At 50.9% G+C, this 14,290-nt stretch carries 15 protein-coding genes; 2 read left to right on the top strand and 13 right to left on the bottom strand.

Annotated elements, in window-relative coordinates; all coding sequences use genetic code 11:
- Window positions 1-9: 9 nt before the first annotated feature.
- The 7 genes from P2E05_RS20600 to P2E05_RS20570 form a co-directional block, all read right to left on the bottom strand.
- Window positions 10-1,020 (bottom strand): YqaJ viral recombinase family protein, encoded by a 1,011-nt coding sequence (locus tag P2E05_RS20600; protein ID WP_000706865.1) that lies wholly within the window; start codon window positions 1,018-1,020, stop codon window positions 10-12.
- Window positions 1,021-1,082: 62 nt separating this feature from the next.
- Window positions 1,083-2,072 (bottom strand): phage recombination protein Bet, encoded by a 990-nt coding sequence (gene bet / locus P2E05_RS20595; RefSeq protein WP_001282585.1) that lies wholly within the window; start codon window positions 2,070-2,072, stop codon window positions 1,083-1,085.
- 94 nt (window positions 2,073-2,166) lie between these two features.
- On the bottom strand, window positions 2,167-2,697 hold the full coding sequence (ssb, locus tag P2E05_RS20590) for a single-stranded DNA-binding protein (RefSeq protein ID WP_000987165.1): 531 nt from the start codon (window positions 2,695-2,697) through the stop codon (window positions 2,167-2,169).
- Between the two features lie 60 nt (window positions 2,698-2,757).
- Window positions 2,758-3,666 (bottom strand): hypothetical protein, encoded by a 909-nt coding sequence (locus tag P2E05_RS20585; RefSeq protein ID WP_000739139.1) that lies wholly within the window; start codon window positions 3,664-3,666, stop codon window positions 2,758-2,760.
- 10 nt (window positions 3,667-3,676) lie between these two features.
- On the bottom strand, window positions 3,677-4,645 hold the full coding sequence (locus P2E05_RS20580; RefSeq protein ID WP_000085162.1) for an AAA family ATPase: 969 nt from the start codon (window positions 4,643-4,645) through the stop codon (window positions 3,677-3,679).
- Window positions 4,646-4,864: 219 nt separating this feature from the next.
- The gene (locus P2E05_RS20575) at window positions 4,865-5,050 is read right to left on the bottom strand and encodes a hypothetical protein (protein ID WP_001186917.1); all 186 of its coding nucleotides are present in this window, start codon (window positions 5,048-5,050) and stop codon (window positions 4,865-4,867) included.
- A gap of 303 nt (window positions 5,051-5,353) precedes the next feature.
- Window positions 5,354-5,674, bottom strand: a complete 321-nt coding sequence (locus P2E05_RS20570) for a hypothetical protein (protein WP_000547566.1) — start codon at window positions 5,672-5,674, stop codon at window positions 5,354-5,356.
- A 293-nt stretch (window positions 5,675-5,967) separates the two neighbouring features.
- On the opposite strand from P2E05_RS20570, the gene P2E05_RS20565 reads away from it, so the two are divergent.
- Window positions 5,968-6,609 (top strand): hypothetical protein, encoded by a 642-nt coding sequence (locus P2E05_RS20565; RefSeq protein ID WP_000796664.1) that lies wholly within the window; start codon window positions 5,968-5,970, stop codon window positions 6,607-6,609.
- Window positions 6,610-6,950: 341 nt separating this feature from the next.
- A complete protein-coding gene (locus tag P2E05_RS20560; protein ID WP_223854615.1) occupies window positions 6,951-7,592 on the top strand; it encodes a hypothetical protein in 642 nt (213 codons plus the stop codon).
- 38 nt (window positions 7,593-7,630) lie between these two features.
- Here the strand turns inward: P2E05_RS20560 and traN are convergent, their stop codons facing one another.
- From traN to P2E05_RS20530, 6 genes are all read right to left on the bottom strand, one after another.
- A complete protein-coding gene (traN, locus tag P2E05_RS20555) occupies window positions 7,631-10,441 on the bottom strand; it encodes a conjugal transfer mating pair stabilization protein TraN (protein WP_001909286.1) in 2,811 nt (936 codons plus the stop codon).
- Between the two features lie 103 nt (window positions 10,442-10,544).
- Window positions 10,545-11,552 (bottom strand): TraU family protein, encoded by a 1,008-nt coding sequence (locus P2E05_RS20550; protein WP_000983283.1) that lies wholly within the window; start codon window positions 11,550-11,552, stop codon window positions 10,545-10,547.
- On the bottom strand, window positions 11,549-12,220 hold the full coding sequence (locus P2E05_RS20545; protein ID WP_001337754.1) for an EAL domain-containing protein: 672 nt from the start codon (window positions 12,218-12,220) through the stop codon (window positions 11,549-11,551). Before P2E05_RS20545 ends, P2E05_RS20550 begins: the two co-directional genes overlap by 4 nt.
- Window positions 12,217-13,482: a TrbC family F-type conjugative pilus assembly protein gene (locus P2E05_RS20540; protein WP_000621288.1), complete on the bottom strand. Its 1,266-nt coding sequence runs from the start codon at window positions 13,480-13,482 to the stop codon at window positions 12,217-12,219. Before P2E05_RS20540 ends, P2E05_RS20545 begins: the two co-directional genes overlap by 4 nt.
- Window positions 13,445-13,975: a S26 family signal peptidase gene (locus tag P2E05_RS20535; RefSeq protein ID WP_001010738.1), complete on the bottom strand. Its 531-nt coding sequence runs from the start codon at window positions 13,973-13,975 to the stop codon at window positions 13,445-13,447. The genes P2E05_RS20540 and P2E05_RS20535 overlap by 38 nt, the downstream gene beginning before the upstream one ends.
- Window positions 13,972-14,289: a hypothetical protein gene (locus P2E05_RS20530; RefSeq protein WP_000351984.1), complete on the bottom strand. Its 318-nt coding sequence runs from the start codon at window positions 14,287-14,289 to the stop codon at window positions 13,972-13,974. Before P2E05_RS20530 ends, P2E05_RS20535 begins: the two co-directional genes overlap by 4 nt.
- Between the last annotated feature and the right edge of the window lies 1 nt (window position 14,290).

Below are 14,290 nucleotides of genomic sequence, written 5' to 3'. Positions count from 1 at the left end.
ATCCCCCACTCACCAGTAGAACGTCTCTACTTCTTCCGGCAAATCATCAAGAGGAGCAAGCACGTCCTCATCAACAATGTACCGTGGCTTCACAGAGCCAGTAACCGTTACACGGCACCGCTCTGATGACTTCTCTCTGTACTGGTCAACATCCTCAGGCTTCACGCCTGACGCCTTATCAGCCAACAGCTTTTTGTAGTCTACCCGGCCAGCCGCTTTGTATCTCGTTACCATCACACCGCAGTAGTCGGCATGGAAGTATTCCCCCATGAGGGACTTCATGGTGTCGAGATGAGGCTTTTGCCTTTCTTGAAGCTCAGACAGTCGCTGTTTCAGCTCCTGAATCTCAGCATCATAGAGGCGGTATTCCTCAGCAGCAGCAATCCAACGGTTGACCTCTTCACCTTGCGGTATGTACAGGTCTCTCTCTGGATCTTTGTCGGGCTCCTTCTTGTCTACTACCTGTTGCCAGAACTTTTTAGCCTCGGCCAAGATTTCTTGAATCATGGCTTCGTCTCGGAGTATTGGAAACTCCTGAATCTGACCTTCAAAGTAGAAGACTAACCAGCCTTGCTTGGCCCCCGTTACCAGGAGCTGGTGTTGCACCTGCGGGTAATAAAGCTGGTATGCCTTGCTGTTTGCTTTCTCAGCACAAACATCTTCCCAGACAGTCGCACTCGGGCTTTTCAGCTCGACGGGCTCCCCGTTATCTCTCAGGCCATCCAGGGAGGCCCTCATGAGCGGGTATTGAACCGATTCGACACAGGCGGGGAGCAGCATGTCATCATACTTCTCCTCGAAAGCGCGTCTTGCAGCATCTTCGTTTTCTATCCCCCGGCGAACCAGCGGATTAAGACTCAGATCGACTTCACGCGCATACCCAGTCTTCTCGGCCCACAGTCTCCATCGTGTTTTGTACGGAGACCGATTGAGCAGGATAGCGGCGTCAGTGGCTGTTACACCTTGACGCCGCCAATCAAGCCAATCTTCCTCTCGTTGCGATAGGTTGACTATTTTCATGGACCTCTCTCCAATGGTTAGGAGGGAGATCTCCCCCAGCGGGGGAGTCCCCCCCGTTGGGGTTAGTAGTAACTGCCTTCCGCGCCCTCCTCTTCTGTAACAGGGATCATGTCCTCGTCACTCAAAGGCGGCATTTCTTCGGCACCAGGTTCAGCATTTGCAGAACCACCAGCGGCGGACTCTTGCTCGTGCGCTTCCTGGTAGTCAGGTTTCGGAGGCTCCATTTGATCCATCTCCTTGTCACGAAGGAATTGAGTCGCATATTGCAGTTCCGAACCTTCATACCGTCCCTTCACATACTCATGCGCCGCAGACCATGCGTTTTCAGCAATGGCGCGATTTGCGAGTTTGGTTAGGATCGGGTCAAGCTCTTTGTGCTCAATAGCCAAAGGCTCTTGGCTTTGAACTTGAGATGGTGAAGGGAGATTGGCAATAGCCGGGTTAATGGCCGATGCCTGCTCCATTTCACGGATGCGTTCAGCTTCATCCTGGTCATAAATACCAGAGAAACCAAATGCGACACGAGAACACTGGATCAGCGACTTGTGCCGGAGTTGACGCTTGGTGTGCGTTTGCCAGGGGCCATCAACAGTGTAAGCACCATTGCGACCTTGACCCTGAAACGGTTCACGGTACACCTCATCAATGAACTCCTTGATGCGGATAGGGCGAGATCTGTCCTTACGGTAAATCACGCATTCAATCCACTCAGGGCAGTCAACTTTCGCCCCCTGCATTCTGACCATCTTGTCCGAATACACGAACTCGACGCCATCATACTGGGGATGCTCGTTGATGATGCGGCTCCAACCATCAACACCTACTACCGGAATGATCCCATTTTGCTTGTCAGGAAACGCATAGATTTCCCGAGTGAAAGGGTTCAAACCGTACTGTTCAGCCACGATCAGGAGCGTCATCATCTGCTCATCGGTCGGGGCACTTCCATCTCGCTGCTTGAATGCGGTCGCCTTCAAAGTTTCATAGAACTTTCGGGTGTCCACGCCAAACCGGCTTGCGATACGGGTTACAAGAGATTTGTTATCAGACATGGTGTTTCTCCAATTCACGAATGAACGGTTTGAGGACACCATGACCCCCTCGGGGCATGAGTGCCCCCGTGGGGTTTAGTAAGAGTTGGCGGTGTTACCCGCCAGCCAAGTGGTGCAGCCGCATGAACGGGATGTCATCATCCCAGCCATCAGGAGCGGGACCATAGCCTCCGCCCATACCACCTTGCGGTGCTGATTGCTGCACAGGAGCAGATTGCGTACCGGCTCCTGTACGTTGCCCTTTTTGGGGCGCTGCACGTTGAGAGTTGTCCTGAGGTGCATTTCCACGACCACCAAGCATCTGCATTTCAACGCAGTGTACTTCGGTGGTGTAGCGCTCGATTTGTTGGCTGTCAGTCCACTTCCGGGTGCGGTTGCTCCCTTCGAGATAGACTTGGGAGCCCTTTTTCAGGTACTCACCAGCGACTTCTGCCAAACGACCTTTAAGCACAATACGGTGCCACTCAGTATGCTCTCTTTGCTCGCCAGACTGCTTATCGCGCCACGTATCCGTTGTTGCAACGTTGAAGTTGGCAACGGCAGTTCCGCTTGGCATGTAGCGAATTTCCGGGTCAGAACCGAGATTACCGACCAGAATTACTTTGTTGACGCCTTTAGACATCATGACCTCCAAGTTATTTGGAGAGGGCCAACGCCCCTTTCGGGGAGCAAGCCCCCGTAAGGGTTAAAAAAAGTGATCCTCTTGTTCGGCGTCGATCTCTGCCAGGCGAATCAGCTCAGATACAAGGCCAAGCCTTTCTGCATCTGCTCTTACTTCGTCGTAGCTGAAACCAAACCGTTCAATGAGGGGTTTTAGTGAATCAAAACGCTCGTAGTCGAAGGTATCACCCTGTTCATCACAGAATGCCACCAGCGGCTTCTCTACGTTTGAAAAGTCATCCGCGAAACGCTGTTGCAGGTAAACCAACATCAGCAGGGGTTTGTGACCATGTTCCGGGCGGAGTTCACCAGCGCCTTCCAGCGTAGCTGGATGGATAGTGTTTTCGCCTAGTCCAGTGCTAACCCCAAGCTCATAACCGCTGTCAGTACGCATCAGCACACTGGGTAGCAAGTCATTTGAGCCTTCGCTCCGAGCAACCTCAAAGCCGATTAAACCGGCTCCTTTGGCAAAAACCCCAGCAACAAAACCTTTGAAGAGGTTTATGTCACCTGGAGGTAACTCAGAGGGCGGAGATAACAGCCAGTTGAGAGATCCCAAGCTGGCTGTTTGTCCGGCTGAAACATTCCCCCCTTCCAGCACCGTCTGTGTCTCTGCGTTTACCAGCACCTCATCCAGAAAGGTGTACCCCTGGCTGAGAAACTGTGACACATACTGGCTTTCTTTGTCCTTGTAGGACATTGGGATCGTGTCTGGGCCGTTAGCTTCAAAAGGTCCTTCGAGCTTTGTCTCAGACCAATTTTCAGCTTTCCCATCAGTGACGGTTCGGCGTAGCTCGACCATCGTGAATTGGCCTGGCTCCGAGGAGCTGGGCTCCCGGAGCAACTTGTAGCCAATGAAGACTTCTATTGTGGTTTCGTCATTGCCCCACTCTTTAGCAGTGTAACGACGGCACAAACAGTCATTTTTCTTCATGCGTCACCCCTTAGCGCCATTGGTCCCCGAACACATCCTTCGCAACACGCAGGATGGCTTCACGCTCCTCTTTGGCCGCACGGATAAGCAGAGCTTGATCCAGGGCGTATTCAAGAGCATTTGGGGCACCACGGAACGCTAGAGACAGTTTCGCCCAACGCACCAACGTCCGAGTGGACATGGTGACGCTGATCTGACCATCTTCACCGTTTTCGCCAAGAAACAGTTTGCGGACCTGATTAGCAATCCGAACCATTCCCTTCCGCACATTTTCCGGAAGTTTCGGAGTAACACGGCCAAGAATGCTGAGTTCAGCTTCCTCATCCGCATACCCTACTTTGGTGAAACGATAGCGATCCATAGCTGCGAGGTTCTGCATCATCACCCCCTGGTACAAACCAGAAGCATCACCGGACCCCGTAGAGTTACCAGTAACGACCACACGAAACATCGGGTGCGGCTTGATGATTTCCCCGCCATTCTGAGCGATCACAAGGGGACGCCCTTCAAGGACATCGTTGAGACCAGCCAGCTCGGCAGGGTCGGCCAAATCCACCTCGTTGATGAGGAGCAGATGACCTTCACGCATAGCGACTGCCAGAGGTCCATACATGAACTTCATGACAGGTGGTTGACCAGGCTTTTCCGCGACCAGAGCGTGATGTCCAATCAGATCTGTCAGCTCCATCCGCCCGTGGGCAGTGATTTGCTGAACAGGCCAGTTGAGACGACCAGCGATCTCGGTGATACCTGAGGTTTTGCCAGACCCGGTAGGGCCGGTTACGAACAATGCGTCACCGCCAGGCTCTTTGAGATAGGCCAAGACCTCTCGCAGAAACTCTTTGCGGAAAACGTAGTTGGTATCAGTGGCAGGGATGAAAGGGTTTGAACCGTCAGCGTAGCCGATGGCCGTTACCTTCTCCGGAATGCTGGGCATACCGAAAACCTTGCTTACTGAGAATTGAGAGTATTGAGACATAGGTGCGCTCCTATTGTGACAGGCGCACCACGTCCCGAACCGGGCGGATGCGCCCGGTTGGGCTAGTAAATTAACGTTAATTTGCTGTTTGTTTTTGGCGACCAGCTATCGCACTTTTCGCTCTCCGAAGAGAACAAAATCTGCTTACTGATGGTATTCACCATGAGTAAGAAGACTTTTAAGGAGCGAGGAGAGTAGCCTCTCCTGGAGGCCACTCCCTCAATGGACGAACATCACCACATCGTCGTTTTGACCAATGACCCCGGTTTCTTTGGCCCACTTCACTGCTTCACTGTGCGCCTGGTAGGAGCTGGAATACAGTTTCGGATCAAATTTCACCTCGCGTCCATCAGCCAGATAGATGATGCCTGCGTGATCGTCGTAAACATGAAGATTCTGTTGCATTCGACATTCCCCCTGTAGCTTGTCGTCAAAGCCAACTGACACCAGAAGACTTTGAGGACAAGCCACAGAGGCTTGACCAGAAAGAGAGGGGTTGCCCCCTCCCTTTGCGTTGACTATCAGCAGTAACCGAACGATTCAGCGATTCTCACGAAAGGACGAGAGATTGCCCAACCAGTAGGGATACACAAAGCGATGATAGCGATTTCCATGATGTTGCTCCTAAGCAAAAAGGGGCAACATCCCCGTCGGGGTATGGTTGCCCCGATGGGTTTGAAAGTGTCGAAGATTACTCAGCGACAGTTATTACCAAACAAGTTCCTTGCCCTTACGAAGGTAAGTCGGGATTTCGAGATAATCCCAGTCAGGTTCTTGTTTAGCGACTTCTTGAACTTGAGTTACCTCAGGTTCAACGACTGCTTTGGCTTGTTCAGCCTTGGCAGCACGTTCTTTGATGACGGCCTGTACAGACCGCATTGCAGGAACTGCGAATTTGTTCCAAAGGAACAAACCGATACGCTGGAACACTTTAGCGAGAACGATGAAGGAAAAAGCAAATGCCTTCGCGCCTACGTACAGTGCGCCCAGAGATGCAAGCAGAACTACAATGAAAGTGATGATGTGCATGGTGTTGCTCCTATGTAAAAAAACAGGGGCAACACCCGAAAACCGGGAGAAGCCCCCGGCTTGGGGTTAAGTAATGCCATACGGCATAAGACTAGATGCTGTTTGTTTTCGGAGACCAGCTATCTCACCTATAGCCGCAGAGCGACTAAGATGATTCAAATATAGCTCACCTTTGCTAAACAGAAAACGCTGTAACTGTCCATTTTGGGCACTTCGAGAGGTCAGGTTACAGATTGACCGCATTTATCCTTTCCAGTGCGTTTATCTGTACCTCAAATTTAGGAGTATCTCTAATGGCAGAAGCACAAGTAGCACTGGACACAAACAACGACCGCAGCAACCACTACTCTCGCCCTGTTTTCAAGCAAGTTCTGAAAGTAAACAGCCTCCAAGCTCAGCGCGTCATGGAACGCAGCTTTGAGCGAGTTTCCAACTCCCTGTTCTCCATCGACGTGATCCTTCGCATCATCGGTGAGCAGGACGAAATCGACCAGGTTGAAACCGTCATCCTGGAACACATTTCCAAGGTCTCCGAAGACCTGGACAAAGCTACCGCCCAGCTCAACAAGCTGATGGAAGACAACGGCATCGACATGATGCCCGGCTACACCAACCCGAATGAATACACCATCGAGATCAACTCTCCTCAGGTTGCTCAGTTTGCACACCTGATCCGCAAACTGGATACCCTGATGGGGATCGTTGACACTCTCTGGCTGAACACCGTACTGACCAGCAAGCAGCGCACCGACGCCACTTACCAATGGCAGCAACGCCTCATCAAGCTGGCCGGTCGAATCATCGGCATCGAGAAACGGGCTCGCATTTCCGCCCACAGCAAAGGCAAAGAAGGTGAAGTGGCCGAAGCCGCTCCGGAATCTGCAACCGGCGACAAGGAAATCGCAGACGAAGCCGAGAAAACAAAAGCAGCATAACCCAGCCCAAACCTTTGCCCCTCGCCCGAGGGGCTTTTTTTTGTCTTTTATGGTTGCATTTTTTGATGCTGTGATATTATCGAAGTAAATCAGATTCAACTCAGGTAAGAACGGAGAACAACATGAAAAAGGCTTTAATCACCACCGTGGCTCTGGCTGTAGCAGCTCTATCTGGCTGTGCATCCACCAGCAGTTACGAACCCACAGCGTACAAAACCAATCACAGTCGCGCTTACAACATCGCGGAGGCCGGTGGCCTGGTAACAGGCATCCAAGACGCTTCTGTTCCGCGTGACAAGCTGGAGCGTCTGACCGACACCAAAACGTTTGGGGCAGCCTACGTGCTGTCTGGCTACATGTCCCCTCAGCTCGGAATGACCGACTGGCAAGGTGGCTTGGTCAACCTTGCGAACTGGGCTATCGGCCCCAAACAGCATGGCGCTCGCAATAGCTTGATCGCTTGGATGCCTGCTAACGAAGCAGTTTCACCGGCAGACGCTCAGGCCAAATTTCTTTCACATGTGAAAGTTTCCATTGAGTCAGCGCTGACTGATTTGGGTGCCAATTTCACGCTTCTGTATGACAAAGATGGTCGCCTAACCTATCAGTTCTACAAGAATGAATGGGGTTGCCCGACGTGGGTGAACGGACAAAGTAAGGTAGCTGACATGTGTTCCGTTAAGGTGAAAATCGTGGAGCCTCGCCTAGGGTCAGCTCCTAATTTTGTCTCTGGCGTTCAAGGTACAGCGTATGCCTTCACATCAGGCCATGAGACCGCATACAACTTTGTGAATGTCGGTAATGGGGCAGCAAGCCATGCTCCTCAGCAAGCGATCTACGCAGCTATTAGCAAACAGCTACCAGCTTGGGCCTACCTCTACCTTGCTCCAAAATCGGTTGAGCTGGATAATGGCGAAAAAGTTGCTTTCCCTTACCTTCTTGATCAGGGAAAAGCAGAGTTATTTGTTTACCCAGAAGCGTAATCAATCTACATGAGAAAGGGGCCGAAAGGCCCCTTTTTTTATCCACCACCACCAGTTGGCGCGCCTGTTTGAGGGTCTATGCTGTTTGTCGCCTCTTTTCGCTTCGCGTCAATATCAATCCCTTCCAACCGCTCCAACGCCCTTTCCTGAGCATTCTTCCGCGTCCCGTCAATATTGAAGTCATTCCCTGCTCCAGTCAGCGAGTCGAGATTTATTGAGGCCGGATCAGGGAATTTACCGTTCTGCTGTAATATCCCAAGCCACTCATCCAAATTAATTTTGCTCCAATCAATTTCGGCAATTTTATCTAGTGGAATCCCTTCACACTGAGGATTTTTGGGGTCTCCAAAGTTCTGCCCCAATTGAGGGCGAACCTGTTCTTGTATAATACGAGAGAGCGGAGAATTGAAGCAGCAATACGCTTCTCTTTTTTCAATACAAGCGCCCAACACCTTAGATTTACAATAAGAGCCTACATAGGTGCAATTCTTGAGCGCTCTTTTGGCGTTCATAGTGAACTCTTCTTCCTCGCACTTATAAATCATCTGGATCATCACCATCGCAACGACATAGACGGTATATATCGTCATGGCAGTGCTAAGCCATGTTGTCGCAGTCTCCATCATTGCTTCGGCAGCTTGTTCAGATGCTGCGGCAGCCGCCTGCTCTGTTGCTGCATCTTGGCCTGCTGATTTCATGACATCCATCATCACTTCTTTGACTTGCTCTTTGAGCTGGTCAATGAGTTGATCAACAAACTGCTCTACAGGCTGGAAGAACGAATCAACAGCACCTGAAACGTTCTCTATATAACTTGTGAACGGTTTTGTGACTTCTGTCCACCCTTGAAGGGCAGGTTCCCTAAGTACCTGATAAGCACCTTTAAGCGCATTACCATCAGTCAGCCCCATCACTGCGCCATCGAGCTTTGGAACGGCCATTATTAGGTTCAGATAATCGGCAAGAGATATATTGGTTGGCTTTTCACAGCAATCAGAAACTCCCCCAACAGCTATCTTGCATTCGCCAGCTTCCCCTGCAAAAGCAGAGCAAATAACGTTTTCATCCCCGGTAGGATTGTCATCCCCATCTTGGCCTGTGCAGCTCATATCCTGCGTCATGAATTGGGCTGCATTGAGCAACGCAGTAGCGCGAGCAAAATCAGTGCTTTGTGTTTTGGTCAAATCAAGGCAGTCATCTCCCATGCAGCGTATAGGCCCACCGCACTGGTACTCAGTTTCCTTTTCCAAGGTCGGAACAGAAACATCTGTACCACAGTCATAAGTATCCTCGTGGACGTAGCACGTACCAGAACTTCCCTGAGCACCATCAACACATTTGGAACTGATGAAGCCGCACTGAGGGTTTTCTTCATATTTCTGACAGCTATCGAGATTCCCGCCCGTGTTTACCGGACAGTGCGTTTCACCTTGAGGGTCTGTCCAGCAGTCCATTTGCCCCTTATAAAAGTCATAGTCAGCTTTAACTCGAACCTTTTTGCATAGTTTTGGAATACCAGGCAAAGGTGACGGCTTGAGTTGAGATTCGCAAACTTTGATCCCATTGATGACTGTGCAGCCCGTAGCATCAGTCGGGTCATCTATACATGTGATCTCGCCTTCCGCAAAACCATCTACAACCCCTTTGGCTGAATCCATGCAGCTCTGTGGAGCCCACTCATCCTTGGTAATGGCTTTTGATGGGTCATAGCGTAGCTTTATGCGGCCAAAACCCTCACCTGCGCCAGTTACTGAAACGCGGATCTTAAACGTAACAACATCACCATCTTTCACATTCTTGAAATAGGGAGTGACATCAATATTAGGGTTTCGCTCCCAACTTGTTGACAATTCACATCGGCCAGCCGTTTCTGGAGGGAAATTGCCGTCAGGGCCGGACCATACTTTAGTTTCCTGACCTGATTTACCAACCCAAACTTGCATGTAGTCATCCCACTTGGCGTACTCAAGAGTTGCAGACACTATGGCGTCTGGATTACTGACTTGGACCCGCGTGTATTCCTCATAAATCGAACAGTTGCCACTCCAGTAGTCGTTACCAACTCGGCCAATCCACAACTCAGTACAGCCTTCTCCACAAGATTTGAGGTTATATGGACCATCATAGTGCTTCACCACAGAGGCATCGTAGTCATGGACAACCTCACAGTCCGCGCTTTGATCTACAACACGCTGACACCGTTCATACTCTGGAATGTGGGCGTTGATAGTATTCTGATTGATGGTTGTTTCGGCAGAACAATCCCCAAAGCCACCTGCGATGAGGTCCATATCCTCATAGGTCTTTTTGCTTAGATTTAGTACAGGGTCATTACTGAAATCAGGGCGTGATCGATTAGAGGCATCGAGAAGAACCTTGTATGCCGCACCAGAGATTGATGGATTAGCACTATTGGCATCACTCCACAGCGACCCTTTTGCATTATTCCCCACGCTGTCCATGTCATCGCCAGAGTCGTAAATGCCTTGCAGACCGCCCACATCAGGTTTATTGGCATCAGGGAAGTAATAACTATCAGGTTTATTGTTGGTCCCGCTCGTTCCGGGGAATAGATCATTGACATTAATCTGACTCCCCCCGTTCATTTGGAATTGACCGTCTTTCAACGTCGGCATAGAGATTGTGCCATCTTGCACAGTCCCCGAGCTCGACTTGAATGAGTTTGAGAGGTTTTGTCCGAAAGCCTGGGCCTCTTTACCCACCGCTGTGATGTCCTGGTCTTGGCTACCGTTAGCGTAGGAATGTATCGGCAGCGCAGACATGGTTACTGTCAACAGCGAGGCCACAGCTTTCATAAAGTAATTATGACTTCGCATTGTGTTCTCCATTTCAACCTTCCCATGCTATCTGAGAAGACAAGGGCCACCTGTACGTGTAGTGGCCCTTTTGGGGCATAATCTAAAATGCCCGTGCAAATTCGTTAGGGTCTGCTCAATTGTTACAGCAATCATTCCATCGCCAGATGGTGTAAATAGGGTCTTGCCCAATTGCCGGTATAGTTCGCGCCAGACCCCACGTAAGAGTGGATTCGCCAATTACGTGAGATGAGTTTGTCTCTGGAACCGGATGCAATAGCGTGAATTTGTACTGCGTTTTGGGTAGTGTTGGGCTAATAACACCTCTACACATAGCCTCAGAACCCATTGTCTTCCACGCTAACCCCCGGCGATGCAAAGCAGCCAGAACCCTTGTGCTAAGAAGACTGCTATCGCGGATAACACCTTTTCCACCATTCTGGTTGCCACTAAATGGATACAGGGTGCCCCATGAACCAGCACACCAGAAAAGCTGTTTTAAAGGTTTTCCAGCGGTTGATGAGACAGCATCAGCAGTACACGCAGCCGCCGCAATTGGGTTTGCTACTGCCGCCGCCTCTGGATTGGTAAAAAAAGCGAGCTCATCATTGTTCCAGGTCGGGTCGAGCTCCGACATGTACATGATGTCGAGATCCATATACCCATCAGCATTACAGGTCTGCTTAATAAATAAATCGAGCATCACCAACAGAGGAAACGCATAGTAGTGATAGTGCATAAAAGAACCATCACCACCATCCATGTCTCCCATGCCATGATGCCCTTGGTTAGTCCTATCAAACGGGAACCTGACACCATTCAAGACAGATGAGCAGCCAGGCACTCTCTGAAATTCAACAAGCCGTGCTGGCTCCCACATAGAAGTGGTGACTCCAGGCCGAGGGACCCCTAGATTATCCTCGCACATACACAGAGGGTTGCTTACGGCTTCACTCGGGAATGATCCGCCTCCACCACTTATAGGAACCCCTGCTACTTTGATGGGAAAAATACAGCTCCAGCAGATGTCAGTAATCAGTTTTCCGCCGATTACTTCCGCATTCTGGCACCCAGGGTCAGCCGATACCGAACGAACCCAAAAGACCGCGCTAACGGCAATGACCCGTAGAATTTTTTGCATCATGGTAAGGCCTTTACGTAATTCAAGTGTTTCTCCATGACAGCAGGCTTCCCGTGATAGAAACCTTGTTGCCATGACAGTCCAAGTAATTTGGCGCTCTCCCCCAATGGGAAGCTCTCCACCTGCTCAGCAATGAGCTGTATGCCTTTTCGGCGGCAGTGGAGGATGGCCGAGTAGTCTTCAAGCGACCGCAGTCTTCTCGCGTCAAACTTGCAATAGTGCCAGTCATAACGACTCAGGCGCTCCAGCGAAGAGTTTTTGTCTCCATAGTCATCCAGCGCCAGCTCAACCCCTATTTCGGTAAGAGCCTCCCATCTCAATGCGAGAGAGGCATCCTGAATGCCCTCGGTAATCTCGATGACAAGCCGTGATGAGTGATTCTTAGCAATGTCGCGGACAACCCTCCACCACGCTTTGAAAATGACGTCTGATTGCAAAGTATGTTCAGAGACATTCAGAAAAAGAGCTGGGTACAGATCCAAGCAATAATGAAGGTTGTCCTGAATGAACCGTGCCATCTCCATATCCACCAGCCCCCAATAAGGAGGTGATGACAGAGAGGATGGTGTAAGAACCCGGCCTTCGTCGTACCAACGAGCCAGTACCTCAGCAGCGACAAACGAACCTGTGCCGACGTCTTTAATTGGTTGGAAAGCCGGGGCAAAAATCATTCACCGCCCTCCTCAGCAAGTTCGCGGACAACAAACTTCTTGCCTCTGGCAGTAATGACGCTCGGTGTGTGCTCCAGCTCGAACCGGGTAATCAGATCTGGCGTCAGCAGATATACCGGCGCGTCAAAGTTGTCGGTGACACTCTTGTAGGAATCCCAGCCTTTGTCTTTGTCGAACTCTGTGGCGATATAGGTAATCCGTTGTACGCCAGGTTCCTGCTTAATTTCAGGCAGCTTCTTGGCGAGCAGCTCCATTTGCTTTTTGTCCAGCGGGTCGAAAACTACGACCGCTTGGGTAAATGGCCGCGTTCCAGGCTTGCAAACTTCCTTCGGATCGCACAATGGGTTGATCACGTCACCCGCGTGAGCGAACACAGTGCCATCCGGAGTGCTGATGTCACTGGTGATCATGACGCTAGGGTCAATTTCTCGTGTTCGAGATTTTGGCGCTCTGGGCAGCTCATTGAAATTCTGCTTGGTCCAGAAGCGCTCTATAGCCTGTTTCTTCTTCTCTTCCCAGTCGATATTGGCAAGGCGTTTCTTGGCAACATCAATAAGGTCTGGCTCACTGATTTTCTCCACCGGCCCCTTAACGCCGAGATCGCCTTTTTCTCCGTTATCCACTTCCCGAGCCAACCATACCGGGTCGGACAACCCGGAGACCTGGGCGACGACGTTTGGTTGTTCGCCAGGCAGCGGCTCATCCTCCAGCATCACAATCGTGGGAACGGCTGTGATGTTGTACGTTTTGAACAACGTAGGGTTGATGATGATGTTCGGCACTGGGTCTTTTTTGGCCGCGAGCGCCTGAATAGCTTTAACTCCCTGCCCCAAGTTCATTCCTTCCGGGATGCCACGGAACACAATTACAGAATCAGGCTGGCCTGACACCGCCGTTAGGACGTCATCTAACCCCTGTTCGCCAAGAGACAACGAGGCGAAAACCAGTATCCGATGGTCAGAGTAGATACCCTTTTCAGCCTGTTTCCGGTGCATCTCCTTGAGCGTTGGGTTAGTAGTTTGGAGCTGCTTGAAAAATGCCTTGGCTTCGGCCTGAGCCTCGTCCATGTGTTGGTTTTGCAACAGAGATGGCATTTCCATCTTCTGGGCCTTTTGGGCAATTTGCTTTCCTTTCTCAATAAGCGCCTTATCCTGCTCTGTGAGCGGAGACTCTTGAGCGTATGCCCCGCCAGCCACAGAGAATATCAACGCCACCAGAACGCTCTTAGAACAGGGGATATGCGCGGCCAATGATCTGATCATTTTTCACAGTCCCCCAGTAACGTGAGTCGAAGCTGAATGGGCTTTTGCCCATAAACCAGTAGTTATTCTCTTTCAGCGTGGTCTTGCCGTAAAAGTGGCTCTCTGGCAGATGTAGTTTCCCTGCGAGCTGGAGCCCCTCTCCGACGACATCACCATTGACGGTGATCTTCCACTTATCGTTGATCTCGACTTTATCCCCCGGCATACCGGTGAGGATTTTGACCATGCGAGTCCCGTCCTTGTAGAAAGGCTGCATGTTCTTGGCTTGGAAGGCGTAAACAGCTCCCCTCTCCAGAGTTTGGTCGTTCAGATCAATGAGGAAGAAGGTGTAACCCGGCAGGCACTTCTCCTGTTGTGGATCAATGCCAATACGGTAGCGGCTGGCAAAGGCCGCACCAGCAGCCCAAAGAACCAGTAGTGTCACACCGGCCTTAACCCCGAAGCGCTTCCAGGATTCCTTTTTGACGAAATACTTCTTGAGTGGAAAATTCATTTCAGCACCTCATCAGGGAGGTACACGTCACTTGGAGCACCGACGACAGCACTTGCGTCAAGGACCAAATAACCTGCGTCTTTCAACTTCAAAATTGCGTCATTGGTCTTGACCATCAGTCTTTCAACTTCCTCCTGAGAGGCACCAGCGGGATACGCCGACGCCACTTTAGCGAAGTCAACCACGACCACTGGCGGGGTTTGATTCAAACGCTGATGGATGCTTGCCGTTTGTTCGCTCATCACGTAGTAGCTACCGCCGAAGCCACCAGCGGCACCGAGAATGGCGGCGATTGCGATTGATTTAATGTCCATT

Source organism: Providencia stuartii (assembly GCF_029277985.1).
In the GTDB taxonomy this organism is placed as follows: domain Bacteria; phylum Pseudomonadota; class Gammaproteobacteria; order Enterobacterales; family Enterobacteriaceae; genus Providencia; species Providencia zhejiangensis.
The sequence above is the reverse complement of the archived record's forward strand: the minus strand, read 5'-3'. Positions and strand labels throughout refer to the sequence as shown.

Excerpts from the sequence above, each read along its gene's own strand:
- P2E05_RS20580 (WP_000085162.1), bottom strand. The coding sequence starts at position 4,645 with ATGTCTCAATACTCTCAATTCTCAGTAAGCAAGGTTTTCGGTATGCCC.
- P2E05_RS20600 (WP_000706865.1), bottom strand. The coding sequence starts at position 1,020 with ATGAAAATAGTCAACCTATCGCAACGAGAGGAAGATTGGCTTGATTGG.
- P2E05_RS20575 (WP_001186917.1), bottom strand. The coding sequence starts at position 5,050 with ATGCAACAGAATCTTCATGTTTACGACGATCACGCAGGCATCATCTAT.
- P2E05_RS20535 (WP_001010738.1), bottom strand. The coding sequence starts at position 13,975 with ATGAATTTTCCACTCAAGAAGTATTTCGTCAAAAAGGAATCCTGGAAG.
- P2E05_RS20540 (WP_000621288.1), bottom strand. The coding sequence starts at position 13,482 with ATGATCAGATCATTGGCCGCGCATATCCCCTGTTCTAAGAGCGTTCTG.
- P2E05_RS20530 (WP_000351984.1), bottom strand. The coding sequence starts at position 14,289 with ATGGACATTAAATCAATCGCAATCGCCGCCATTCTCGGTGCCGCTGGT.
- traN (WP_001909286.1), bottom strand. The coding sequence starts at position 10,441 with ATGGAGAACACAATGCGAAGTCATAATTACTTTATGAAAGCTGTGGCC.
- P2E05_RS20565 (WP_000796664.1), top strand. The coding sequence starts at position 5,968 with ATGGCAGAAGCACAAGTAGCACTGGACACAAACAACGACCGCAGCAAC.
- P2E05_RS20550 (WP_000983283.1), bottom strand. The coding sequence starts at position 11,552 with ATGATGCAAAAAATTCTACGGGTCATTGCCGTTAGCGCGGTCTTTTGG.
- P2E05_RS20570 (WP_000547566.1), bottom strand. The coding sequence starts at position 5,674 with ATGCACATCATCACTTTCATTGTAGTTCTGCTTGCATCTCTGGGCGCA.
- ssb (WP_000987165.1), bottom strand. The coding sequence starts at position 2,697 with ATGATGTCTAAAGGCGTCAACAAAGTAATTCTGGTCGGTAATCTCGGT.
- P2E05_RS20545 (WP_001337754.1), bottom strand. The coding sequence starts at position 12,220 with ATGATTTTTGCCCCGGCTTTCCAACCAATTAAAGACGTCGGCACAGGT.
- P2E05_RS20585 (WP_000739139.1), bottom strand. The coding sequence starts at position 3,666 with ATGAAGAAAAATGACTGTTTGTGCCGTCGTTACACTGCTAAAGAGTGG.
- bet (WP_001282585.1), bottom strand. The coding sequence starts at position 2,072 with ATGTCTGATAACAAATCTCTTGTAACCCGTATCGCAAGCCGGTTTGGC.